General features: G+C 66.4%; 20 protein-coding genes. 6 read left to right on the top strand and 14 right to left on the bottom strand.

Annotated elements, in window-relative coordinates:
* Positions 1 to 60 precede the first annotated feature (60 nt).
* Entirely contained in the window at positions 61 to 1,281 is a 1,221-nt protein-coding gene (locus ACEF39_RS17715) for a multifunctional CCA addition/repair protein (protein WP_500286013.1), read from the top strand.
* 41 nt (positions 1,282 to 1,322) lie between these two features.
* Here ACEF39_RS17715 and ACEF39_RS17720 read toward each other — a convergent pair whose 3' ends face one another.
* The 5 genes from ACEF39_RS17720 to ACEF39_RS17740 form a co-directional block, all read right to left on the bottom strand.
* The gene (locus ACEF39_RS17720) at positions 1,323 to 1,757 is read right to left on the bottom strand and encodes an SseB family protein (protein WP_049467432.1); all 435 of its coding nucleotides are present in this window, start codon (positions 1,755 to 1,757) and stop codon (positions 1,323 to 1,325) included.
* Between the two features lie 87 nt (positions 1,758 to 1,844).
* A complete protein-coding gene (locus tag ACEF39_RS17725; RefSeq protein ID WP_500286014.1) occupies positions 1,845 to 2,204 on the bottom strand; it encodes a helix-turn-helix domain-containing protein in 360 nt (119 codons plus the stop codon).
* Positions 2,201 to 2,503 carry a type II toxin-antitoxin system HigB family toxin gene (locus ACEF39_RS17730; RefSeq protein WP_375069311.1) on the bottom strand — a complete coding sequence of 101 codons (303 nt, stop codon included), beginning with the start codon at positions 2,501 to 2,503 and terminating at the stop codon, positions 2,201 to 2,203. The genes ACEF39_RS17725 and ACEF39_RS17730 overlap by 4 nt, the downstream gene beginning before the upstream one ends.
* Before the next feature lie 46 nt (positions 2,504 to 2,549).
* Positions 2,550 to 2,888 carry a hypothetical protein gene (locus ACEF39_RS17735; RefSeq protein WP_500286015.1) on the bottom strand — a complete coding sequence of 113 codons (339 nt, stop codon included), beginning with the start codon at positions 2,886 to 2,888 and terminating at the stop codon, positions 2,550 to 2,552.
* A 3-nt stretch (positions 2,889 to 2,891) separates the two neighbouring features.
* On the bottom strand, positions 2,892 to 3,932 hold the full coding sequence (locus ACEF39_RS17740) for a S41 family peptidase (protein ID WP_500286016.1): 1,041 nt from the start codon (positions 3,930 to 3,932) through the stop codon (positions 2,892 to 2,894).
* Between the two features lie 372 nt (positions 3,933 to 4,304).
* Between ACEF39_RS17740 and ACEF39_RS17745 the strand changes: the two genes are divergently transcribed.
* Entirely contained in the window at positions 4,305 to 4,727 is a 423-nt protein-coding gene (locus ACEF39_RS17745) for a hypothetical protein (protein WP_500286017.1), read from the top strand.
* Between the two features lie 190 nt (positions 4,728 to 4,917).
* On the opposite strand, the gene ACEF39_RS17750 is transcribed toward ACEF39_RS17745, so the two are convergent.
* From ACEF39_RS17750 to ACEF39_RS17775, 6 genes are all read right to left on the bottom strand, one after another.
* Complete coding sequence (locus ACEF39_RS17750; protein ID WP_500286018.1) at positions 4,918 to 7,959, bottom strand: autotransporter family protein; 3,042 nt, start codon at positions 7,957 to 7,959, stop codon at positions 4,918 to 4,920.
* Positions 7,960 to 8,288: 329 nt separating this feature from the next.
* Complete coding sequence (locus ACEF39_RS17755) at positions 8,289 to 9,356, bottom strand: acyltransferase family protein (protein WP_500286019.1); 1,068 nt, start codon at positions 9,354 to 9,356, stop codon at positions 8,289 to 8,291.
* A gap of 2 nt (positions 9,357 to 9,358) precedes the next feature.
* The gene (nagA, locus tag ACEF39_RS17760; protein WP_500286020.1) at positions 9,359 to 10,507 is read right to left on the bottom strand and encodes an N-acetylglucosamine-6-phosphate deacetylase; all 1,149 of its coding nucleotides are present in this window, start codon (positions 10,505 to 10,507) and stop codon (positions 9,359 to 9,361) included.
* Entirely contained in the window at positions 10,507 to 11,535 is a 1,029-nt protein-coding gene (locus ACEF39_RS17765; protein ID WP_500286021.1) for an SIS domain-containing protein, read from the bottom strand. Before ACEF39_RS17765 ends, nagA begins: the two co-directional genes overlap by 1 nt.
* 7 nt (positions 11,536 to 11,542) lie before the next feature.
* On the bottom strand, positions 11,543 to 12,610 hold the full coding sequence (locus tag ACEF39_RS17770; RefSeq protein ID WP_025878684.1) for a LacI family DNA-binding transcriptional regulator: 1,068 nt from the start codon (positions 12,608 to 12,610) through the stop codon (positions 11,543 to 11,545).
* Positions 12,611 to 12,649: 39 nt separating this feature from the next.
* Positions 12,650 to 13,942 carry a sugar MFS transporter gene (locus tag ACEF39_RS17775; RefSeq protein WP_500286022.1) on the bottom strand — a complete coding sequence of 431 codons (1,293 nt, stop codon included), beginning with the start codon at positions 13,940 to 13,942 and terminating at the stop codon, positions 12,650 to 12,652.
* A 384-nt stretch (positions 13,943 to 14,326) separates the two neighbouring features.
* Here ACEF39_RS17775 and ACEF39_RS17780 point away from each other — a divergent pair, with 384 nt between their 5' ends.
* The 3 genes from ACEF39_RS17780 (at position 14,327) to ACEF39_RS17790 (ending at position 20,620) form a co-directional block, all read left to right on the top strand.
* Entirely contained in the window at positions 14,327 to 15,343 is a 1,017-nt protein-coding gene (locus ACEF39_RS17780) for a glucokinase family protein (protein WP_500286023.1), read from the top strand.
* A gap of 143 nt (positions 15,344 to 15,486) precedes the next feature.
* Positions 15,487 to 18,150 carry a TonB-dependent receptor gene (locus ACEF39_RS17785; RefSeq protein ID WP_500286024.1) on the top strand — a complete coding sequence of 888 codons (2,664 nt, stop codon included), beginning with the start codon at positions 15,487 to 15,489 and terminating at the stop codon, positions 18,148 to 18,150.
* Between the two features lie 112 nt (positions 18,151 to 18,262).
* Positions 18,263 to 20,620 carry a beta-N-acetylhexosaminidase gene (locus tag ACEF39_RS17790; protein ID WP_500286025.1) on the top strand — a complete coding sequence of 786 codons (2,358 nt, stop codon included), beginning with the start codon at positions 18,263 to 18,265 and terminating at the stop codon, positions 20,618 to 20,620.
* 319 nt (positions 20,621 to 20,939) lie between these two features.
* Here the strand turns inward: ACEF39_RS17790 and ACEF39_RS17795 are convergent, their stop codons facing one another.
* Both ACEF39_RS17795 and ACEF39_RS17800 read right to left on the bottom strand, forming a co-directional pair.
* Positions 20,940 to 21,332, bottom strand: a complete 393-nt coding sequence (locus ACEF39_RS17795) for a VanZ family protein (RefSeq protein ID WP_500286026.1) — start codon at positions 21,330 to 21,332, stop codon at positions 20,940 to 20,942.
* On the bottom strand, positions 21,329 to 22,513 hold the full coding sequence (locus ACEF39_RS17800; protein WP_500286027.1) for a class I SAM-dependent methyltransferase: 1,185 nt from the start codon (positions 22,511 to 22,513) through the stop codon (positions 21,329 to 21,331). Before ACEF39_RS17800 ends, ACEF39_RS17795 begins: the two co-directional genes overlap by 4 nt.
* Positions 22,514 to 22,572: 59 nt before the next feature.
* On the opposite strand from ACEF39_RS17800, the gene ACEF39_RS17805 reads away from it, so the two are divergent.
* Complete coding sequence (locus tag ACEF39_RS17805; RefSeq protein ID WP_500286028.1) at positions 22,573 to 23,310, top strand: pteridine reductase; 738 nt, start codon at positions 22,573 to 22,575, stop codon at positions 23,308 to 23,310.
* 61 nt (positions 23,311 to 23,371) lie between these two features.
* Here ACEF39_RS17805 and folK read toward each other — a convergent pair whose 3' ends face one another.
* On the bottom strand, positions 23,372 to 23,872 hold the full coding sequence (gene folK / locus ACEF39_RS17810) for a 2-amino-4-hydroxy-6-hydroxymethyldihydropteridine diphosphokinase (protein WP_500286029.1): 501 nt from the start codon (positions 23,870 to 23,872) through the stop codon (positions 23,372 to 23,374).
* Positions 23,873 to 23,901: the final 29 nt, after the last annotated feature.

Consider the following 23,901-nt stretch of genomic DNA (forward strand, 5'->3'; position numbering starts at 1 on the left):
TAGCCCACCAACGGCCGGCACTACCGGTACATCCATGCCCAGCATGCGATCATCCTCCACATGAAGATCTATCTTGTCGGCGGCGCCGTGCGCGACCGCCTGCTGCAGCGCCCTGCCGGCGACCGTGACTGGGTCGTCGTCGGCGCCACGCCCGCGCAGATGGAAGCGCAGGGCTATACCGCCGTGGGCCGCGATTTCCCCGTCTTCCTGCACCCAAAGACCGGCGAGGAATACGCGCTGGCCCGTACCGAACGCAAATCCGGCCGTGGCTACCGCGGCTTCGTGGTCGATGCCGATCCGGCGGTGACGCTGGAAGAAGACCTGCAGCGCCGCGACTTCACCATCAACGCCATCGCCTGCGATGAAGACAGCGGCGCGTTGGTCGATCCCTATGGTGGCGCGCGCGACATCGAGCAGCGCGTGCTGCGCCATGTCGGTCCTGCATTCGTTGAAGACCCGCTGCGCGTGCTGCGTGCGGCGCGCTTCATGGCCCGCTTCGCCTCGCTCGGTTTTACCGTCGCGCCGGAAACCATGGCGTTGATGCGCGAGATTGCCGCCAGTGGCGAGCTCGACGCGCTGGTGCCCGAACGGGTATGGCAGGAACTGCGCAAGGCGCTGGTGTGCGAACGCCCATCGGCGTTCCTGCGCACCCTGCACGACGCGCACGCGCTGGGCCCGATATTGCCGGAGCTGGAAGCGCTGTACGGCGTGCCGCAGCGCGCGGAATTCCATCCGGAAGTCGATACCGGCATCCATCAGGAGATGGTCAGCGACATGGCGGCCAAGCTGGCGCCCGGTGATGACCTGGTCGGCTTCGCCGCACTGACCCACGACCTCGGCAAGGGCCTGACCCCGCCCGAGGAATGGCCGCGCCACATCATGCACGAGCAGCGCGGCATCAAGCCGCTGAAAGCACTGTGCGCGCGCCTGAAGATTCCGGCCGAGCACCAGCAGTTGGCCGAGGCCGTCTGCCGCGAGCATCTGAACGTGCATCGCATCGACGAGCTGCGTGATGCCACCGTGCTGGAACTGCTGGGCCGCTGCGATGCACTGCGCCGGCCGGAACGGGTGGCGCGCATCGCGCTGTGCTGCGAGGCCGACAAGCGCGGCCGGCTCGGTTTCGAGGACAGCGACTACCCGCAGGGCGAAACGCTCAAGCGCCTGCACCAGGCGGCGTTGTCAGTTCAGGCGCGTGATCTGGATACCACACACCTGAAGGGGCCGGCCATTGGCGAAGCGCTGGCCAAGGCGCGGGTGAAGGCGATCGCCGCCGCCCGCTGAAGCATCGTAGTGCCGGCCGCTGGCCGGCAACCACAGCTTTATCAGTGCGCCATCCCACGCGTGATCGCCGCAGCACGTTCCTTCAGCTGCGCCACCGCGTCGGGGATCATTTCCATGCCCACGTCCAGGCCCGGGTTCAGCACCAGGCCGACGCCCTCGCCGATGCCCGACAGCAGCGCATGCACCGCGATGGGCATGGCATGGGCGAACTGCGGCAGCTGCTCGTGCCAGATTTCCGCGCGCTCGGGCGCAGTGAACACCGCGAACATCGGCTCCCCGCCTTCGCTGGTCAGCACCAGCGGCGAAATGCTCTCGTCCCACGCACCGTCTTCACCGATGGCCTTGTCCAGCAGCACGAACACCGGCGCGGTCAGCAGGCCGTCGAGGAACTGCGAGGCCGTGAGGGTTCCGTCCTGGGCCTGCAACAGGCGCACTTCCAGATCGTTGGCGGGTTCGAACGGCGTTTCGTGGTCCATGGTCGGTTCCGGTACGTGGTTGCTGGCTGCAACTTTAGCAGGCCCTGCACGAGGCTACGCACACCCCATCCCGCATCGGGATGGACCTCAGCGGCCGATCAGGCTTTCCGCCGGAATACCCAGGTCGCGGTGCAGGTTGCGGATCATCTCCAGGGTCAATCCACGCTTGCGATTCAATACCTCATACACGCGGTTGAGCTGACCAATGGAGGGTACCAGGTCCTTGACGGTCAGACCGCCCTGCTCCATGCGGAAGCGGATTGCCTCGATGGGGTCCGGCAGTTCTATCGGGTAATGCTTCGCTTCGTAAGCCTCCACCAAGGTGGCGAGAATCTCGAAGCGATCGCCTTCTTCACTGTCCAGGGCGGGTTCGTTCTCGAAATAGGCCTCCAGTTCGCGCAACGCGTTCTGGTAGTCATCTTCTGTGCGAATGGGACGAATGTTCATTTTTCCTCCACGGTCGCTACGTCAATCCGGTCGTATTCGGCATGGGTGCCGATGAACTTGATGTAGATCATCTGACGCTGATAAGTAACGTCGACAATCAACCTGTGGCTGTTGCCTTTGATGTTGAAAACCACGCGACTGCTACCGATGAAACTCGCACTCGCATAGCAACTGCGGATGTCATGCGGACTCGCCCAGGTCGCGCGCCTCGCTTCGTCGTGCCAAGCCTTCAGCGGCTGCTCGCACTCTGGAAACCTCTCCCAGTAGCGCCTGAGCGTAGACAGCGCGAAGACTCTCACGGGCGCATCCTAGTCCCAATATGGGACATATGCAAACCATGACCCATCAGATGCCTCCGTGTCCCATCCGCCACATCCACCCCGCCACTGCCAGCCCGGCCACCACCACCAGCATCACCGGCAGGCCGAAGCGGTGTCGCCACGGGATCGGCACCCCGCCCAGCTGCTGGTCCATGCTTTCGGTATCCAGCACCCAGCCGTGTTCGCAGCCGGTGCAGGCCAGCTCATAGCGACGCTGGTAGACGAAGCCGAACAGCAGGTCGATGCGCGCCATCCTGTAGCGCAGCTGCGGTGCGAATTCGGTTTCAGCCTGGCAGCGCAGGCAGTGGTGCGCTTCGCTGGGGCCGACAATCAGCACCCGTTCGTGCTGGCCGATCAGCAACATGGCTCAGCCCTCCTTGCAGGCCGGCTGGGCGAGCAGCCAGGCTTCGGCCGCAGCCACCGTGGCGGCATCGCCGACGGTGGCCTGGTCCGGCGCGATCTTCCGCCCGTCGCCATGTCCATTGCGATCGCGCATAACGCTGGTTGTCAGCACCAGCGCGCTGCCGTCCACCAGCCGGCGCACCACGTTGGCAGTCGATACGCCTGCCGTGGGCTGGCCGAAACTGCGGGTCTGCGCGCGGCCGCGGAACGCCAGAACGGTCGCCTCACCGGAACTTGCGGTGCGCGGGCCGGTCAACACTGCCACCGGTGCGCCAACAAGGCTGGGTAGATAGCCGGGCTGGCCGAAATCCAGACCCGTCGCATCGCCCATGCGCACGCCACTGGCGGTGGTCTGCCACCGTACCGGACCGTCGGCGGTCTCGAATGAGCCCACGTCCTCGACGCCCATTGCCGAGGTGCGCAGCAGTGGCGCAACGCCCAGCAGCATCGGCCACATGTTGCCGCCGGTATTGTCGCGCAGGTCGACGATCCAGCCACAGCGAGGCGTGCTGTCCTTTTCACGGATGATGTTCTGCCACCGCACCGCACGCTGGATGTTCTGCTGCTGCAGCTGCGGCGGCGGCGCACTGGGGTCGGCCGCATAGCCCTCGATCAGCACCTGGCCGATACGCGGGTCACGTGCGTGCGTGGCGTAGCTTTCGCTGCGGGCAACGGCGCTGGCATTTTCCCGGGCGAAGCGCTGCACACGCTGCTGCTGTCGTTGCGGGGTCATCCAGGTGCCGTGACCGCCGGAACTGCGGCCGATGGCTTCGACCAGCACGGTCCGAACCCTGGCGGAATCGCCCTGCGCGTCCTTCAGCCGCGTGCGCGTGGCTGGCCAGTCGACTCTGCTTCGGTACAGCGCCTCGCGTTCGAGCATGTCCAGCAGCTGTGCCTGCGCGGCGGGTGATGGGATCTCGATGGTGTCGGCCGCAGTCGCAGCGGTCGCAGCCAGCAGCGTGGCGATCAAGGCGGCTCGTGCCGGCAGTCCCTTGCTGTTTCGCATCGACATCTCCCTGTCGTTGAATGAAGGCGAAGCATAACGCCTCGGCCGTCGCGCGGCGTGTCGTATCAGGCACTTCAGGATCGGACTGCGATTTACAACTTTGCCCATGTCGGCGCGGCGGCAAACGCGCGAAGGTCGCTGTGCCAGCGCCACCTGCGCTGGCCGGGATTGGCGTCCCGAATCAAACATTCAAGCGATCAGATTGCTGCTTCAGCGGCAATCACGACAATGCACCTGCTCGCCCATGGCGGGCGGTGCGTGGGGATCCTCGCGATCCGTCGGCTTTTTCGCTTGGATTTTGACCGGCACGCCAACCCGCACCGCCCGCCACCTTGCATCCCGCAGGTGGCCCAGCCCTGTGAGGTTGTTGCCATGACCACGCTCTACCCCACCTATCCGCGCCTGCACACACTGCTAGGTGATGCCCTGCCCGACCTGCAGCTGTCCAACGCCACTGCCGAGGCACTGGAAGACGCGCTGACCGAAGCGGATGAAGCCGCTCCCACGCCGGTCTTTTTCAAGCGGTTGCGCGACATCACGCGCTGCCACGCCGCCGACGGCGAGCCGTGGACGGAACTGCGCATCACGCCGGCACGTGCGCGCGATCTGGCCGGCACCACGCGCTGCCTGCTGGCGTTGTCTGCGCTGGGTGGTGTGTTGTTGGCCACGCAGGCCGCGCGGGAATTGGACGACGCGGAGGCGCAGTGCCCGCCACAGACCGAGGAAGGGTTGTTGCATGCGGTACAGCTGCTGGCCGATCACGCGGGTGCGTTGCTGGGGCGTTCGCCGTTGTGATGCGGCGGCGTTGGGATTGATTGACTGCTGCCAATGCGTGCCGACCAAGGTCGGCACCTACCAGAGCGGGTCATGACGTCGGTTGGATTTGTGCCGACCAAGGTCGGCACCTACCAGGGCGGTGCATGCCGCCCGTTGGATTCGTGCCGACCGAGGTCGGCACCCACCAAAGCCACCAAAGCGGCGGTCGTCACCAATCCGCGCGCAGGCCGATGTTGCCTTCGATGATGCGGCGCTTGCCGTTGTCGCTGCCACCCAGCTCGCGGGTGTAATCGGCCACAGCATACGCACTGACGGTGCGGTTGAAGCGCCCGACCACGCCGACACCGGCTTCCAGTGCGCGCGAACGCTGCGAATTGATGATCGCGTCGTCGTCGAACAGGATGCGGTCCTCGCCCGAGCGACCGTGCCAGTAATTCAACTTGAAGTACGGCTGCCAGCCGTTGTCAGACAGTTGATAGTCGCCCGCCAGGCGCAGGCCGACACGGCCGGTCCAGGCGTTGTCGTTGTCGAAGGAAACGGTGGACACCAGATCACGCTGGTCATCCAGCGAACTGCGTTGCCAGATCACCTGCAGCTGCGGCTCCAACCACCACGATGACTGTCCGAACTGCAGCAGTGGCTTGCCCGCTTCCAGCGACAGCGTGGTGCCATCGCCCTTGAGGTCGATGCCCAGCCCGCGCGACGAACGCGTGCGGCCGTCGTAGCGGCTCTGCATCGCCACTGCGTCGATGTAGCCGCCGCTGCTGTCGGTCAACGTCCAGTACAGGCCCACGTGCTTGTCGTCCAACCGGCTCTGGCCGACCAGCACGTTGTCCCAGCCCACGGCCAGTCCGGTGACCTTGCCATCGGCGCGGGTGCGGCCGACGAACACGCCAATCTGGTTGCGGTGGCTGTCGCCGGCGGCCGCCCATACGTCCAGGCCCGCCTGCACACCCATCACGTCGCCATCGAAGCCGGGCCGTGCATCGCCCTTCCAGTGGATCTCGCTGCTTTGCCCCACCAACCGCCCCCACGCGGTGCGGAACGTGCCCTGGTTGTACAGCAGTCGCTGTTCGCCCTGGCGCTCGTGGAAGGTGCCCAGGCTGGCCAGCGAGGTCTCGCGCAGCAGCGGGGGCACCACGGCATAGGCGGCGGTCTCCAGGCGGTACAGCGGCACCAGGCCGTTCTCGTCCGGCGCGGCGGGTGTTGCTCCCGCAGTGGGCGGCGGCGAACTGGTACCGGGCAGGCTGCCACCGGCCACCGGCACGCCCGGTACGGGGGGATCGCTGGGCGGTGCTACTGGCGCAGGTTCTGGCGGCGGCGGCGGTGGCGCGGTCTCGCCTGCGGTCAGGTCCGGATCGGTGGCACCCTCCGGCGGCGGCGGCGGTGCCGGGGGAATCGGCGGCGGTGGTGCCACCGGTGGCGTCGGTGGAGGCGGCGGAAGTACTTCACCGCCCCCGTTCGGGGCGGGCGCCGGCCCGGCCGCCAACGTCGAACGCAGGTACCAGTTCTCGCCGGTGCCGGCGCTGACGCCGCCCTTGAACAGGAAATACTCGTAGGCACCGGCCGAGACCGGTGCGAACAACGAGAAGGCCGATGGTGCGGTGGTCGCACCGTTCAATGCCTGCACCACCAGGATGCCGTCGACCAGCGTGGCCGCTCCGCTGCCGCCGGTGTTGATGATGCCGATGCCGGTACTGCCGGTGGCCGTGCCGCCATCGATCACCAGTCGGTCGCTGGTGGCGTTGTCCGCCGCCAGCACGGTACGCAGGTACAGCCCGCCGCCATCGCCACGGTAGTTGCCGCGCACGGTAAATACATCGCCCGGTGCGGAGCCGGTCAGATCGATGCGCCCGGCGTTGGCCACATTGACCAACGTGCTGCCGCTGAAAGGACGCACTGCATGCGTACCGCTGCCTGCATAGATCGTGCTGGTGTCATCCACGGTAAGTGAACCGGTACCGCTGACACTGTCACCGAGCACCAGGTCGCCATCGAAGGTGAGCTCGGTGCTGTTGGCCAGGGTGATCGCTTCCCAGTTCTGGAAGCGCGCGACGCCGTTGCCTTTGACGTTGCTGAAGCTGAGACGATCATTGCCGCTGCCGCCGTTGAACAGCGGCACCGCGCCGATGTTGCCCTGGTTGAGGTTGATCAGCGTGGCCACGTCATCGTCGGGGCCTGCGTCGATGGCGCCGTACGCGATGCCGCCGCCATTCCAGTTGAAGGTGTCGTTGCCGGTGCTCAGCAGCACTTGGCCACGCACGGTGCCACCGGTGATGGTCACGCTGTCGGCGCCGCCACTGACGCTGATGTTGCCGCCGATGTAGGCGTCGTTGGAGATGATGATGGTGTCCTGGTCGAAGCCGGTGACCACGTTGCCGTCGACGGTGCCGCCGGACATGTCCCACAGGTTCTTGTCCAGCTTCATGTTGACCCGGCCGATGCGGCCACCGGTCATCCACGCCTGGTCGCCATCTTCGAACGCGCCGACGATCCGTCCATCGCTCATGCGGAAGGTATCGATGTTGTCACCCTGCTGCAGGGCACCGATGGTGCCGCCGGTCATGACGAAGTCATCGCGGCCACTGCCCTGCGTCACCAGCCCAGTGATGGTGCCGGCGTTGACGGTCAGCTGATCATCGCCATTGCCCTGGTCGAGGCTGTCGAGGGTGCCGCCGCTGAGCAGCAGCACATCGTTGCCGTCGCCCTGCTGCACGCCGCCGGTGATGCTGCCGGCCAGCATCTGCAGACGATCGTTGCCGGCACCGAACTGCACGCCACTGCTGCCACTGATGGTGCCGCGGTTGACCAGCTCGCTGTCGCCGGCACCGCTGAACTGCAGTGCGATACCGCTGCCGGAACTGATGCTGCCGGTGTTGTCGACGCGGCTGCCACCGCCAAGCTGTACCGTGGTACCGCTCGCCGAGCTGATGGCCCCGAGATTGGTGAGCACGTGCCCGCCAGCGCCGAGCAGGGAGATGGCGCTGCCCGCGCCGGCCTGCTGCAGCTGCGCGCCATTGCCCACATTCACGGTGATGCCCGGCGCGCCACTGGCGCTGATGGCTGCTGTCTCGGGATTGGGGGCGGTGCTGCTGCAGGTAACGGTCTGTCCGGCGACGGGGGCCGTTGCATCGCAACCTGCCCAGGCAGCAGGAGCGGACAGGGCGAGCAGCGAGGGCATCGCCAGGATCTGCAGCAGGGAAACGGTCAAACGGCGCCGGCGGAAGCCGCGCGGGACGACATGGGACATACAGCACTCCTGGGTCGGGGATCAGGAACTGCGGATGCTCTGTACGACACTGCTGATGCAGTCTGCCCTGCCATGAATGGTTTCGGTAGGTGAACTTATCGGCAGTCGGTCACGCTTTCGTTGTGAAGCCGCGAAGTACTCACACAGCCCGCATGTCGATGAACCGGTTCACCTCCATTGGCCGGCGGAGAGCATCCACGCATGGCGTGGATCTACCAAGGCCTGCTCTACAGTAGATCCACGCCATGCGTGGATGGCCCCGCAACCCATCACCACAGTAGATCCACGCCATGCGTGGATAAGCCGTTCACTACCATCTTTGCCCGCGCTCAGATCTTCAGATAAATGAGACGTCGGTCCAGCCACCAGGCCACGCCCCACCACAGCGTGACGAACACCAACGCCTGCAGCATCGAGGCCAGCTCCAACGCCTGTGGCATCGCCGCAGCCAGTTGCTGCCAGACCCAACCCCAGGCACCGGTCGCCAACAGGATCACCGACATCACCGAGGCCCCGAGATAGGCGGTGATCGCATTGACGCCGAAGCGCCGGCCCAGCGCCGGCCATCCCTTGCGGTCGATCAGCACGTGGCCCAGCCACAACGCCAGCGCGGCCAGACCCCCGGTCCACAGCACGTAGCTGGGCGTCCACAGCTGCTTGTTGAGCGGCAGCACCGTCGCCAGAAGCAGGCCGAGCACGGCGGTGATCGCACCCAGCGCAGCCAATGCACCGGCTCGGCCGCTGCGCAGCAGGCCACCGGCCAGCAGGCCCAGCACGGTGCTGGCCAACGCGCCGAGGCTGCTCAGCAATCCTTCCGGGTCATGGCCCAGACCGGTATCGGCCTGCCATTGGTAGATCCATGGCGCGAACAAGGTGGTGTCCAGACGGCTGGCCGGATTGGTCCAGGGCGCAAGGTCACCCACGCCCAGCAGCAGCGCCGCATAACCCACCAGCAACGCCACCAGCACGGCCACCTGCATGCGCGGGCGCGCATACACCGCCAGCACGCCCACCACGGCCGCGCACAGCGCGATGCGCTGCAGCACACCCCAGATGCGGAAGTGATGCGTGTGCAGTGCCCACCACACCAGCAGGTGCAGCAACACGCCGGCAATGGCGATACGCAGCGCGCGTTCCAGCACGCCACGTGCAAGTGCGGGCCGTAAGGCCGGATCCAGCGCGCGCGGTGCGACGCTGAAGGCCATCGACACGCCCACCAGGAACAGGAAGAACGGGAACACCAGGTCGGTCGGTGTGCAGCCGTGCCATTCGGAATGACGCAGCGGTGCGAACACCGCGCTCCAGTCACCGGGGTTGTTGACCAGCAGCATCGCCGCGACGGTCATGCCGCGCAGGGCGTCGATCGAGCCCAACCGGCGTGGCGGCGCGCTGCTCATCGTCAGGCCGCCTCGTACTGGCCGGCGATCCACGTACCACGCACCTGCAGCGCGTCGTCCAGCAGCACCAGGTCGGCCTGGTAGCCCTCGGCGATGTGACCCAGGCGATCATCGACATTGAGGAACTGCGCCGGATAGGTCGAGGCCATGCGCGCAGCCTCGGCCAGCGGCTGGTGCAGCAGCTGCACGGTGTTGCGCACGGCGGTGGCCATGTCCAGCGCCGAACCGGCCAGCGAGCCGGCGGCGTTGCGCACCACGCCGTCGATGGCAGTGATGGTTTCGCCATACAGCACGTAGCTGGGATCGTCGGCACCGACCGGCGGCATCGCATCGGTCACCAGCAGCAGACGGCCACGCGGCTTGGCTGCCAGCGCCACGCGCAGGCTGGCCGGATGCACGTGCACGCCATCGGCGATGATGCCGATCCAGCTGTCGCGATCTTCCAGCGCCGCGCCGACCGCACCGGGCTCGCGCCCTTGCAGCGGCGACATCGCGTTGTACAGATGAGTGAAGCCACGAATGCCGGCATCGAGGCCGGCACGGATCTCTTCATAGGTACCGGCGGTGTGACCGGCGGCGACGATCACCCCGCGTTCGACCAGCGCGCGGATGGTCTCCAGCGGCACGCGCTCCGGCGCCAGGGTCAGCAGGGTCACGCCGTTGTCCAGCGACGACACCAGTTCGATCTCTTCCGCGTCCGGCACGCGGAACTTGCTGGCATCGTGCGTGCCTTTGCGCGCCGGTGCGATGTACGGCCCTTCCAGGTGGATGCCGATCACGCCCGGCACGCCCTGTGCAATGGCCTCGCGCATCGCAGCGATCGCCTCGCGCATCACACCGAGGTCATCGCTGATCAGGGTCGGCAGCATCGCGGTGGTGCCGAAGCGGCGATGCGCACGCGCAATCGTGCGCAGCGACGCCACGTCGGGCGTGTTGTTGAACAGCGCACCACCACCGCCATTGACCTGCACATCGATGAAGCCGGGCAGCAGCCAGCCGCCGCCCAGGTCCACCTGCTCGTCGGCCGTGCCCAGCTGCGGCGCAGCGTCGGGCAGCAGCGCGCTGATGTGGCCGTCTTCCATCACCACCGCGAGATCGTCGCGGAACTCCTCGCCGGCAAGAATGCGGGCATTGCGCAGCACGGTTGCCATCACACCGTCTCCGTAACCTTGTTCAGATGCGGCGGCAGATCCGGGTTGAAGCCGCGGCGCAGCGCCAGTGCATTGATCGCGCGATAGAAGCTCTGCACCGTCAGCAGCGGCGCGCACAGCGGATGCGGCGCAGCAGCGACGGGCAGGTTGCCGCCGGCACCGGCCAGCCATACCTGGGCGCCACGTGCGGTGAATTCTTCGGCCACGGCGCGGGTGCCGGCAGCGGTTTCATCAGGCTGGGCGAAGGCCAGCACCGGGAAGCCGCGATCGACCAGCGCCATCGGCCCGTGCTTGACCTCAGCCGAGCTGTAGGCCTCGGCGTGCAGGCTGCAGGTTTCCTTGAACTTCAGCGCCGCCTCCTGCGCTGCGCCGAGGCCAAGGCCACGGCCGAGCACGAACAGGTTGTTGGCCTCCACCAGGCCATCGGTCACTGCGCTCCAGTCGCACTGCCAGGCCTCGCGCATCGCATCGGGCAGCAGGTCCAGCGCATTGCGCAGCGCGCTGTCCTGCTTCCAGTACGCGGCCAGCTGCAGCAGCGCGGACAACGAGGCGAGGTAACTCTTGGTCGCCGCCACGCTTTTCTCCACGCTCGCATGCAGCGGGATGACCGTGTCGGCAAGCTGTGCCAGCGGCGAATCCTCGACGTTGACCAGCGCCACCACGCGCGCGCCAGCGGCCTTGGCCGCCTCGGCATTGCGCAGCAGGTCCGGGCTCTTGCCGGACTGCGAAATGACGATGAACAACGCACCGCGCAGCTGCAGTGGTGCGGCGTAGACCGAACCCACCGACGGTGAAGCCGAAGCGACGACCAGGCCCAGCTGGGTTTCCAGCAGGTACTTGCCGTAGGTCGCAGCATGGTCGGAGCTGCCACGTGCGCAGGTCACCACGAACGGCGGCGGCGCAGCGCGCAGGCTGGCTGCCAGCGTTTCCATCACGGCATGATTGCGGGCGAACTGACGGGCAACGACGTCGGCCGCTTCAGCGGCCTCGGCGAACATCAGGGTGGCGGTGGGGTCGGACAGCGACATGGCAGGCTCAGGAAGGATCGGAAGGAAGGGGACGGGCAGCGGCAGGCCGCATCGGTGCAGTCGAGCCGCGCACCACCAGCTGTGGCACGAAGCCCTGGTTGTGCAGCGGCGCCGGCGCATCGTCGTAGGCATCACTGCGCAGCTGCGCGATCAGCAGGCGCGCGGCATGGCGGGCGATGTCTTCGGTGGCCTGCTTGGCGGTGGTCAGCGGCGGCCACGACTGGCGCGAGAACGGGCTGTCCTCGAAGCCGGCGATGGACAGATCGTAGGGCACGTTCATGCCGGCCGACTTCGCTGCGGCCAGCACGCCGGCGGCGATTTCATCGTTGGAACCGAAGATGGCGGTGGGCGGTTCGCGCAGTGCCAGCAGGCGCCGCGCACCGCGGAAGCCGTCATCGAAGGTGTAGTCGCCCTGCACCACCAGATGCTTGTCCACGGTCATGCCGTAGTCCTTCAGCGCAGCCTCGTAACCGGCGTAGCGCTCGCCCGACGACCGGTGCGAGGTGCCACCCCAGAGGAAGCCGATGCGCTGGTGGCCCAGCTGGATCAGGTGTTCGGTGATTTCGTAGGCGGCTTCGCGGTCGTCAACGAACACGCAGGCGCCATCGGCCGGATCTTCGGTGGCCGCGATGATCCGCACCAGCTTGATGCCACGCGCAGTGAGCGCCTGGACCAGGTCGCGACGTTCGGACATCGGCGCGGTCAGCACCAGCCCGGCCAGGCGCGAACGCTGCACCCAGTCGGCCAGTTCATCGGCCAGCAGCGGCGAACTGGAATCGCACGGATGGATCTGCAGGCCGAAGCCGGTTTCGCGGCAGGCGGCGAGCACGCCGTTCTGCACGCCGATGATGTGGTAGGGGTTCGGGTTGTCGTACACCAGCCCGATCACGAAGGTGGTGCCGCTGCGCAGGTTGCGCGCGGAGGGATCGGGTTCGTAGTCGAGCTCGGCGATGGCACGCAGCACCCGCGCACGGGTGGCCTGCATCACCGACGGCTCGTTGTTGATCACCCGCGACACCGTCTTCAGCGAGACCTTGGCCTTTTCGGCAACGTCCTTGATGGTCGCTCTGCGCATCGGCTTTTCCTGGGGTTGGCTGCCGTCCATCATCGCCGATCAGCCCTTGTCCTGCGGCAGGCCGACGCGATGGCCGACCACCGAGTAGAACAGGATGTACAGGTAGCACGGCACCATCAGCAGCAGGAACACCAGCTGGAAGTCGATGTGCTGCTTGAGCACGGCGAACAGCTGCGGAATGATCGCGCCGCCGGCAATGCCCATCACCAGCAGCGCCGAACCGGTTTCGGTGAAGCGGCCCAGGCCACGGATCGCCAGCGGGAAGATCGCCGGCCACATCATTGCGTTGGCAAAGCCCAGCAGGGCCACGAAGGCGACCGACACATAGCCATGGGTGAAGAAGGCGCCCAGGCAGAACACCACGCCCAGTACCGCCGAGACGGTCAGGTAGCGCGACTGCGAGACCACTCGCGGGATCAACGCCAGGCCGACCACGTAGCCGATGAGCATGGCAAACAGGGTGACCGCAGTGAACATCTTGGTCTGGTCCAGCGGCAGGTCGAAGCCGTGACCGTAGGTACCGATGGCATCGCCGGCCATCACTTCCACGCCGACATAGACGAACAGGCACAGCACGCCCAGCCACAGGTGCGGGAACTGGAAGATGCTGCTGCGCTCGGCCTTGCCCGGTGCGCCGGCCGGGGTGGCATTGGCCTCGGAGGCCTTGATTTCGGGCAGCGGCGAGAACAATACCGCGACCGCCAGCACCACCAGCAAGCCGGCCATGGCCAGGTATGGCGCGTGGATCTTGGCCGCGAACTGGTTGAGCAGCGTGGTCTTGGTGGCCGCATCGGCGGCCTGCACCTGCGCGTCGAGGTCACCGATGCCATGCAGCACCAGGGTACCGATCAATATCGGCGCCAGGATGCCTGCAATCTTGTTGCAGATGCCCATCATCGCGATGCGCCGTGCGGCGGTTTCGATCGGGCCGAGGATGGAGATGTACGGGTTGATCGCGGTCTGCAGCAAGGCAAGTCCACTACCGATCACGAACAGGCCACCGAGCGCGCCGGGATACCAGCGCTGGGTAGCGAATTCACCGAACAACGCGGCGCCGCCGGCCATCACCAGCAGGCTCAGGCTCAGCCCCTTCTTCATGCCGGTGCGGCGCAGGATCCACGACGCCGGCAGGGCCAGGAAGAAGTAGGACAGGTAGAACACCATCAGCACCAGGAAGGCGCCGACCTCGCTCAGCTCGAAGGCGAGTTTGACGAAGGTGATCAACGGGCCGTTGAGCCAGGTGAAGAAGCCGATCAGGAAAAACAGCACGCCGACGATGGCGATGGACGAGGCCACGTTCGGGCGTGCGCTTGCAGCGGGGACGGCTGACATCAGGAAGGCTCCTGCGGCGACGGCCGCAGAACACGGCGTCGGAGAGTGGCTGGGAACAACGTTGTCACATTCTTTCGATGGACAGCGACCGTTTGTCAACTTCCGTGCACGGGTCACCGGACCTCATGCTGCACTGCGCAAGCGCGTTGCACGGCCATCCGCTGAATGCGCTTGGCCCTTGAAGCCCCTTGCTGCAACGGTTCCGCCGAGGGCGCCGCATTCACGCCATGTAAACGTTTACGGCGATCTGCATTCGTTGCGGCGCAGCAACGAAAGTGTCACGAACTCGTTGACATCGTTGTCAACGCGGTTACAGACTCCGCCCAATCGCCGGCTCCATCGTCGCCCTTCCCGGGGCCGGCCCCACCTGCAGCAGGAGCCCGCGTGACCGCCAGCCATCCCGCCCCGGCCCATGTCCTGTCCCGCGTCGCGCCCTCGTTCCTGGCTGCCGACGTTGGCGGCACCCATGTGCGTGTCGCCCGGGTCCAGGCCAGCGGCGACGATGCCCATCCGGTGCAGGTGCTCGATTACCGCAAGTACCGCAACGCCGACCATGCCGGGCTCAGCGCGATCCTTGCCGACTTCCTGGCCGAAGGCCCGCGCCCGTCGCACTGCGTGGTGGCCACCGCCGGCTATGCCCGCGAAGACGGCACGGTGATCACCGCCAACGTGCCATGGCCGTTGTCGGCCCGGCAGATCGAGGCCGACGTCGGCCTGCATCGGGTACACATCGTCAACGACTTCGAAGCTGTGGCCTATGCCGCCGCGCAGGTCGATGCCAGTGGCGTGCTGCACCTGTGTGGCCCGGACAGTGCACCGCGCGGCCCGACGCTGGTGGTCGGCCCCGGCACCGGCCTGGGTGCAGCGTTGTGGATTCCCACGGCCAACGGCCCGGTGGTCCTGGCCACCGAAGCCGGCCAGCCGACCCTGGCCGCCAGCACCGAACTGGAAATGGCGATCGTCCGCCACATGCAGCGCGACCGCGCGCATGTGTCGATCGAACATGCGATCTCCGGCCCCGGCCTGATGAACCTGTACCGCGCGATCTGCGCCCTGCAGGACCAGGCACCGGCGCTGGCCAGCCCCGATGCGGTTACCGCCGCGGCGATGGCCGCCACCGATCCGTTGGCACGGCAGGCGCTGGATGTCTTCTGCGGCCTGCTCGGCAGCACCATCGGCGACATGGCCCTGTTCTATGGCGCCCACGGCGGGGTTTACCTGGCCGGTGGAATCCTGCCGCAGATCCGCGAGTACCTGCGTACCAGCACCTTCGTCGAACGCTATCTGCAGAAGGGGCCGATGGGCGAGGCGCTGGCACGCATCCCGGTGAAGGTGGTCGAACACGGACAGCTGGGCGTGATCGGCGCTGCCAGCTGGTACCTGCTCCACGCCGACGCCTGAACCTGCAAACGGCTTCAACGCAATCGCAGCACGCAGTACGTGGCACGCCACTGCCCGGGACATCGCCGCCGCCCCGCGCACGTCATCGCAACCGCAATCCCATATCGCCGCCGGCATCCAATCGAGTGATGAGGAGAGACATCATGAATACCCGCAAGACCTTGCTTTCGGCCGCCATCGTCAGCTGCATCGCCTTCAGTGCGCACGCGCAGCAGGCCGCCCCGACCGCCACCGATCTGGACACCGTCACCGTTACCGGTATCCGCGGTTCGATGGAAAAGTCGCTGGACACCAAGCGCGAAGCCAATGCGCGCGTGGAAGTGGTCACCGCCGAAGACGTGGGCAAGCTGCCGGCACACAACGTTGCCGACACCCTGCAGCGCCTGCCGGGCGTCAACATCAGCTCGTCCAGCGCCGATGAAGGCGGCTTCGACGAAGCCGACCGTGTCAGCCTGCGCGGCACCAGCCCCAGCCTCACCCAGACCCTGATCAATGGCCACACCGTCGGTTCGGCCGATTGGTTCGTGCTCAGCCAGGGCAACAACGTCGGCCGCAGCGTCAGCTACTCGCTGCTGCCGTCGGAACTGGTCAGCTCGGTGGAAGTGAACAAGTCCTCGCAGGCCAAGCTGCAGGACGGTGGCACCACCGGTACCGTCAACATCATCACCCGCAAGCCGCTGGAGTTCTCCAAGCAGTTCACTGCGGAAGGCTCGATCGGCATGGTGCGTTCGGACCAGGCCAAGTCGAACGACCCGCAGTACTCGGCATTGTTCAACTACAAGAACGATGAAGGCACCTTCGGCGTGATGGTGCAGGGCTTCAGCCAGAAGCGCGAGCTGCGCCGTGAAGCGCAGGAAATTCCGGGTGGCTTCTTCAAGATCGGCGCCGACGACCCGGTGGCCCTGACCAATCCGGACCTGGTCGGCGTCAACGTTCCCGGCCTGCTGGGTTCGACCCTGTTCGAACAGACCCGTGAACGCAGGGGTGGCCTGGTCTCGCTGCAGTTCAAGCCGACCGACACCCTCACCCTGGGCCTGAACGGTTTCAGCTCCGAGCTGAAGGCGAACAACTACAACCGCAACTTCATGATGTTCGGCAACAACTTCGCCAAGTCGCAGGCACCGGATCCGGGCTATGTGGTGAAGGATGGCGTGCTGACCAATGCCACCTACACGGGCAGGCCGGGCACCAACTACGCCGTGTACGACATGATCTACCGCGAGTCGAAGGCCAAGTCGAGCTATGTGACCTTCGATGCCGATTGGCAGATCAGCGACAGCCTGACCGCCAAGTTCCAGGCCGGCAGCACCAAGGGCACCGGCGAAACCCCGCGCCAGTACATCGCCGAGGTGACCGTCGGCGGCGGCGGTGGCGCCAGCTGGGCTACCCATGGCGCCGGCTCGCCGATCGATTGGAACGTCGGCGGCGACCTCTCGCCCAATGGCGTCACCAGCTTCGGCACCTGGGGCAACCAGCAGGTCACCGCAGAAGACAAGGAGAAGTGGGCCACGCTCGACTTCAACCAGTACTTCAACGACGGCGGCGTGCTGAGCTCCATCGACTTCGGCCTGCGCTTCGCCGACCACAAGCGCGAAGCGCTGTCGCCGGAAGGTGCAACCCCGGGTGATATCTGGAGTGCGCTGAAGAACGGTGCCACCTCCAACTATCCGAACGGTTTCGCTGGTGATATCGGCGGCACCTTCCCGCGCAACATCTGGTACTTCACCCCGGGTGCGCTGAAGGATGCGGTGACCAACAACTCCACCTGGCTGGCGGGCAACGACGGCCCGGACGGTCGCCACAACTACGGTGCCGAGTGGCGGGTGAAGGAACGCAACTTCGCCGGCTACGTGCAGGCCAACTTCCGCGGTGACTGGTGGAGCGGCAACCTGGGCCTGCGCTACGTCAACATCAAGCAGGACATCGATACCTACAACGCGGTCAGCAATGCTGCCGATGCAGATGTGAGCAGCCTGTTCGGCATGTGGGAACGCGTCGCGTTCCAGAACAAGCGCAACCGTGTGCTGCCCAGCGCCAACATCAAGTTCGATCTGGACGACAACCTCGTGCTGCGCGTGGCCGCTTCGCAGACCCAGACCCTGCCGGACTACTCGGCGCTGGGCGCATCGTCGTACGGTTCGGACCTGAACCGGACCGGCGGTGGCGGCAATCCGAACCTGAAGCCGACCCTGTCCACCAACCTGGATGCGAACCTGGAGTGGTACTTCATGCCGCGCGGCCTGCTGTCGGTCGGCGCTTACCACATGGACCTGAAGGACTACATCGCCTTCGACGTGGTCTCGCGCCAGCTGTACAGCGAACTGACCAACCAGCTTGAGACCTACCAGATCTCCACCCCGATCAATGCCGACGGCAAGGTCACCGGCGTGGAAGTGGCCTACGAGCAGCCGATCGGCGAGTACTTCGGCGTCAACGCCAACTACACCTACGCCAACGGCAGCACCGCGCACACCTGGTCCGATGGTTCGCACAACCTGCTGGGCACCTCGAAGAACACCTACAACGTGGGTGCGTATTTCGAGAACGAGCGCTTCGGCGCGCGGGTCAGCTACACCCACCGTTCTTCGTTCCTGATCAGCCTGTCGGGCACCAACCCGTACTACCAGGATGACTTCGGCACGCTGTCGGCGTCGCTGAGCTTCAAGGCCACCGACTGGCTGAGCATCAGCCTGGATGGCCTGAACCTCAACAACCCGACCTACAAGTACTACCAGACCGCAGCCATTCCGACCTCGTTCTACAGCAACGGTCGCCAGTACTACCTGAACTTCCGCTTCAAGTACTGATCCAGCGGCAGCTTCATCGCCGAGTCGTGCACGCACGCCGGGCCTGGGTCATTCCGGGCCCGGCGTTTTTCATGTATAGCGAACATCGCACCCGATCCAAGGAGTCCTTCCGATGACGAAGCCCACCCGCGCCAGGATGCGCAGCCTTCTGTTGCTGGGCAGCCTGCTGGCCGCCCTGCCCGTGCTGCCGGCGCTGGCCGCCGATGCCCCGGCACTCGATACCGGCCCCGGCCCGCAGCTGCGCGCCGGCAGCCTGATGTTGATTCCCGCACCGGCCAACGTGCAGCGCGGCAACGGCGCGGGCATCACCATCGCCGCGGGCACCGTGCTGCATGCCGATGGCGAAGCCGCACAGCGTGTCGCCGCTCAGTTCGCCGACCTGCTGGCGCGCAGTGGTGGGCCGCGCCTGGCGGTGGCCAACGGCAAGGCCGCCGCCAAGAGCGGCAGCATCCGCTTCCAGATCGTGCCGACCTTCCGCGACAGCGGCGAGGGCTACACACTGGAAAGCACCGCGCAGGGCGTGCTGGTGCAGGCCGGCAACGAGACCGGCCTGTTCTACGGCGCCACTACGCTGGCCCAGCTCGCCACCGGCGGCAGCAACGGCGTGCTGCCGGCCGTGCAGATCCAGGATGCGCCGCGTTTCAGCTGGCGTGGCTTCATGCTCGACTCGGCGCGCCACTTCCAGAGCCTGGACGAGATCAAGCGCGTGCTCGATGCGATGGCCGCGCACAAGCTCAACACGTTCCATTGGCACCTGACCGACGACCAGGGCTGGCGCATGGAGATCAAGCGCTACCCGAAGCTGACCGGAGTCGGCAGCTGCCGCCTGCCGGCCGGTGACGGCGGCATCGATCCGGTCAGCGGCAAGGAACATCCGTACTGCGGCTTCTACACGCAGGATCAGATCCGCGAAGTGATCGCCTACGCCGCAAAGCTGCACATCCAGGTGATTCCGGAGATCGATGTCCCCGGCCACGCCACCGCTGCCATCGCTGCCTATCCGGAACTGGGCACGATCGACACGCCACTGAAGCCGTTGAGCGAATGGGGCGTGTTCCCGAACCTGTTCAACGTCGAGGACGGCACCGTCACTTTCCTGGAGAACGTGCTGGAAGAAGTCATCGCCCTGTTCCCGGCCAGGTACGTGCACGTGGGTGGCGACGAAGCAGTGAAGGACCAGTGGGAGGCGTCAGAACAGGTGCAGCAGCGCATGCGCGCGCTCGGCATCAAGGATGAGATGGCCATGCAGAGCCACATCATCAAGCGCCTGGAGACCTTCCTGGAAGAACACGACCGTCGCCTGATCGGCTGGGACGAAATCCTTGAAGGCGGCTTGCCGCCGCAGGCCACGGTGATGTCATGGCGCGGTACCGAAGGCGGACTGGCTGCGGCCAGCGCGGGCCATGATGTGGTGATGTCGCCGGTCAGCCACCTGTACCTGGATTACCTGCAGACCGCCTCGCCGAACGAGCCGCCGGGCCGGCCGACGCAGGTGAACCTGGCCAAGCTCTACAACTACGAACCGGTGCCGGCCGAACTGGCCGCCGACAAGCGCGGTCACATCCTCGGCCTGCAGGCCAACATGTTCACCGAGCACACGCGCACCTACGCACGTCTGCAGCACAACCTGTTCCCGCGCCTGGCCGCCGTGGCCGAGACCGGCTGGAGCACGCCGGAGCATCGTGATTTCCGCGACTTCCTGGCCCGCCTGCCCTCGCAGCTGCAGCGCTACCGGGCCTGGGGCCTGGCGTATGCGCAGACGCCGTTCGACGTAGGCGTTGCCTACACAGATGACCGCGCGGCAAACACGGTGACCGTGTCGCTGGCCAATCCGCTGGGCTATGAAGTGCGCTACAGCAACGACGGTCAGCCGGTGACCGCGCAGTCGCCGCTGTACCAGCAGCCGTTGACGTCCACGCTTCCCGCGACGGTGCAGGCAGCTGCGTTCTACCAGGGCCAGCCCCTGGCTGCGAAACCGACGGTGGCCTCGTACAGCGCGCAGTCGCTGCTGTCGCGGCACAGCGAAGAACTGCGCAGCTGCGTGGGCGAGAAGGGCCTGGTACTGCGCCTGGAAGACGATGGTCCGCGCGATGGTGCGCGTGCGGTGTTCACCGTCGATATCTTCCAGCCGTGCTGGCGTTGGCCGCAGGCACAGCTCGATGGCATCGGCAGCCTGGAAGTGCGTGCGGGTCGCATTCCGTACTACTTCCAGCTGGCCCACGACGAGCCGAAGCGCCGCTTCGAGAAGGCCCGGAGCGCGCACGGCGAAATGCTGATCCGCCGCGGCGACTGCACGGGCAAGGTGCTGGCGCAGGTGCCGCTGCCGGCGCAGACCGATGCCGATGGCTTCGTGACGCTGCGCGCGGTGCTGCCGAAGGGCACCTCGGGTACGGGTGATCTGTGCATCAACTTCACCGGCGACACGCGCCCGGCGATGTGGGTGCTGGATGAGGTGACGCTGGGGAAATAACGGCGGATCCGCCCGTTGCAGGTTTCATCCACGCATGGCGTGGATCTACTGGTAGGTGCCAACCTTGGTTGGCGCCGGGAAGATTCATCCACGCATGGCGTGGATCTACTGGTAGGTGCCAACCTTGGTTGGCGCCGGGGAGGTTCATCCACGCATGGCGTGGATCTACTGGTAGGTGCCAACCTTGGTTGGCGACGGGAAGATTCATCCACGCATGGCGTGGATCTACTGGTAGGTGCCAACCTTGGTTGGCGACGGGAAGATTCATCCACGCATGGCGTGGATCTACTGGTAGGTGCCAACCCTGGTTGGCACGCCTTCACCCCCGCCAGCGCAGCAGGATGTCGCGCAGCGGGGTCAACGCGGTGGCCATCCCCGCCAGCACGCCGATGGTGTTGGCCACCGCATCCATCGGATCGGCCATGCGGTTGCTGGTCAACGCGCCCTGCGCGAATTCGATGCCGACGCCCATCAGCACCAGGCCAGCCCCCACCCATAGCAGTGGGCGGCCACGCCGGAACAACTGCACCGCGCTGCCGGCCAGGATGAAATAAGCCAGGAAATGCTCGCCCTTGTCGCTGTTTTCCGGCAGCGGAATCGGCGGCGGCGGAATCAGGCAGACCACGATCACCGCCAACACCGCCAGCACCCACAACGCGATCCACAGGCGTGGCCGCCGCAGCGGCTTGATCACCGGCAACGCTGCACTCACAGGCGCCAGCTCAGGTCGCCCAGTTCGAAGGCCGGTTCGAAATCAACGTCGCGCTGCAGGCCAATGGCCTGGAAACGCTCGCCCATCTCCGTTGGCAGGGTCAGCTTCTTCACCTGGTCGCGCAGCTGGATGCGGCCCACTTCATCGGTACGCTCCTCGGCCAAGGTCAGAACCTGGTCCAGGCCGTTGCCGAGCAGGAAACTGGCCTGGCTGCAGTAGCCGGCCAGCTCGAAACCGCCGTGCAGGCCGGCCTCGGCCATGGCGGTGAAATCGACCGATGCGGTGATGTCCTGCAGGCCCGGCCAACGATGTATCTCGTTGTGCACGTGGTGGCGGTAGAACGCGCGCACGGTGCCGTCATCGCGCTCTTCCTGGTAGAACTCGCCCCGGTTGTAGCCGTAATCCACGAACAGCATCGCGCCGCGGCGCAAGCCACCGGCCACTGCCTGCAGCCAGTACGGCAGCTGCGGCAGCACCTCGGAACGATAGCCATCGGCAAAGGGCTTTTCCAGGTAGCGCTCGATATGGCGCACCGCGCCGTTGAGCAGGACGTCGGCCGGCTGCGCGCCACGGATGAAGTTGCCCTGCCCGTCCAGTTCGACGGTTTCCTCGTACACCTCGCCGTCCTTGATGAGGAAGCGCGGTGTCGGCAGCGCGTCGATCACCTCGTTGGCGAACACCACGCCGTCCCAGTCGTCCTCGAACGGGCGATCAAGCCATTCCACCCGGCTGGCCAGTTCAGGCGGCAGGTTCTGCTGCAGACGCTCCTGCTGGCGCTGGCGCAGGTCCGCGCTGGGTTCGAGGATCGCGTAGCGGGCCGGCAACGCGTCCAGCTCGGCCAAGCGCAGCAGCACCGCCTCGGCGAAGGCACCGGTACCGCCACCCAGTTCCAGCATCCGTGCCTGCGCATCGAGCTGGCCGAACACCGGCGCCAGCGCATTGGCCACGCTGCCGGCAAACAGGCTGCCCAGCTCGGGGGCGGTGGTGAAATCGCCGCTGCCGCCGAATTTGCTGGCGCCGGCGCTGTAGTAGCCCCAGCCCGGCGTGTACAGGCACAGCTCCATGAAGCGGGAGAACGGCATCGCCCCGCCCTGTGCGAGGATCTCGGCGCGCAGGGCGGCGGCCAGTTGATCGCTGTGGGCCAAGGCATCGGCTTCGGGCAGGGGGAAGGTAGGCTGCATGGCGTCTTCGAATGCGGTGACAATGGTGCACAGGATAGCCGAGCCTTGGAGGACCCTCGATGAGTGACACCGCCCCCGTGGCCCTGATCACCGGCAGCGCACGCCGGATCGGCGCGGCCATCGCCCGCCAGTTCCACGCCTGTGGCTGGTCGGTGGTGCTGCACGCCAATACCTCCAGCGCCGAACTGCAGCAGGCCGCCTTCAACCTGGACAACGAGCGCCCCGGCAGCGTGCTGGCGTTGCAGGCCGACCTGCGCGACGCCGACGCCCTGGCCGATCTGGTCGAGCAGGCGGTGGCCCACTTCGGCCGCCTCGATGCGCTGGTCAACAACGCCTCCAACTTCTTCCCCACCCCGCTCGGCCAGGTCACCGCCGAGGCGATGGACGAGCTGTACGCGGTCAACGCGCGCGCCCCCCTGCTGCTGGCCCAGGCCGCCGCGCCGTACCTGCGCCGCCAGCACGGCTGCATCGTCAACCTGACCGACCTGCACGGCACCGACCCGATGCGAGACCACATCGCCTACACCATGGCCAAGGCGGCGCTGGAAATGGCGACCCGCTCGCTGGCGCTGGAACTGGCGCCGAAGGTGCGGGTGAATGCGGTGGCGCCCGGTGCGATCCTGTGGCCGGAACAGGGCAAGGACGATTTCGCCCGCGAGGCGCTGCTGGCGCGCACGCCGCTGGCGCGGATCGGCACGGTCGAGGAAATCGCCGAAGCGGTGTACTGGCTGGCGGCCGAGGCCAGCTTCGTCACCGGCCACACCCTGCGTGTGGATGGTGGGCGTACGGTCAGCTGATCGTTCAGCCACCCATGGGGTGGCTCTACAGTAGAGCCACCCCATGGGTGGCTGCGTCGGGTCAATCCACCGCGTCGGGGTCCAGCTCGACCGTCTCGAACACTTCGCCATACTGCTTGTGTGCGCGCCACAGCGTGGCCAGGTCCAGGCCGCTGACCGGATCGATGAAATCCGGGGCGATATCAGCCAGCGGCTTCAGCACGAACGCATGCTTCAGTTCCGGGCGTGGAATGCGCAGATGGCCGGGGCCTTCCACCACCAGGTCGCCATAGAACACCACATCGACGTCCAGGGTCCGGTCGGAGAAACGCGGACCGCTGCGGTCACGACCGTGCGCATCTTCCAGTGCATGCAGCCAGTCATCCAGCTCCTGCAGCGGCAGGTCGGTCTCGATGGCAACGCCGTTGTTGAGGAAGGCCGGACCCTCGAAACCGACGGCGGCGGTACGGTAGGCGGCAGACACCTGCAGCGCACCAAAGCGCTCGCGCAGGGCCGCCACCGCAGCGTGGAGGTAGCGGCGGGGGTGGACGTTGCTGCCCAGGCTCAGGAGCACGGTGGTCATGCGGTTCCGGTGACGGCAATCAGGTGGAG

This window comes from Stenotrophomonas indicatrix, from assembly GCA_041545745.1.
Taxonomy (GTDB): domain Bacteria; phylum Pseudomonadota; class Gammaproteobacteria; order Xanthomonadales; family Xanthomonadaceae; genus Stenotrophomonas; species Stenotrophomonas indicatrix_A.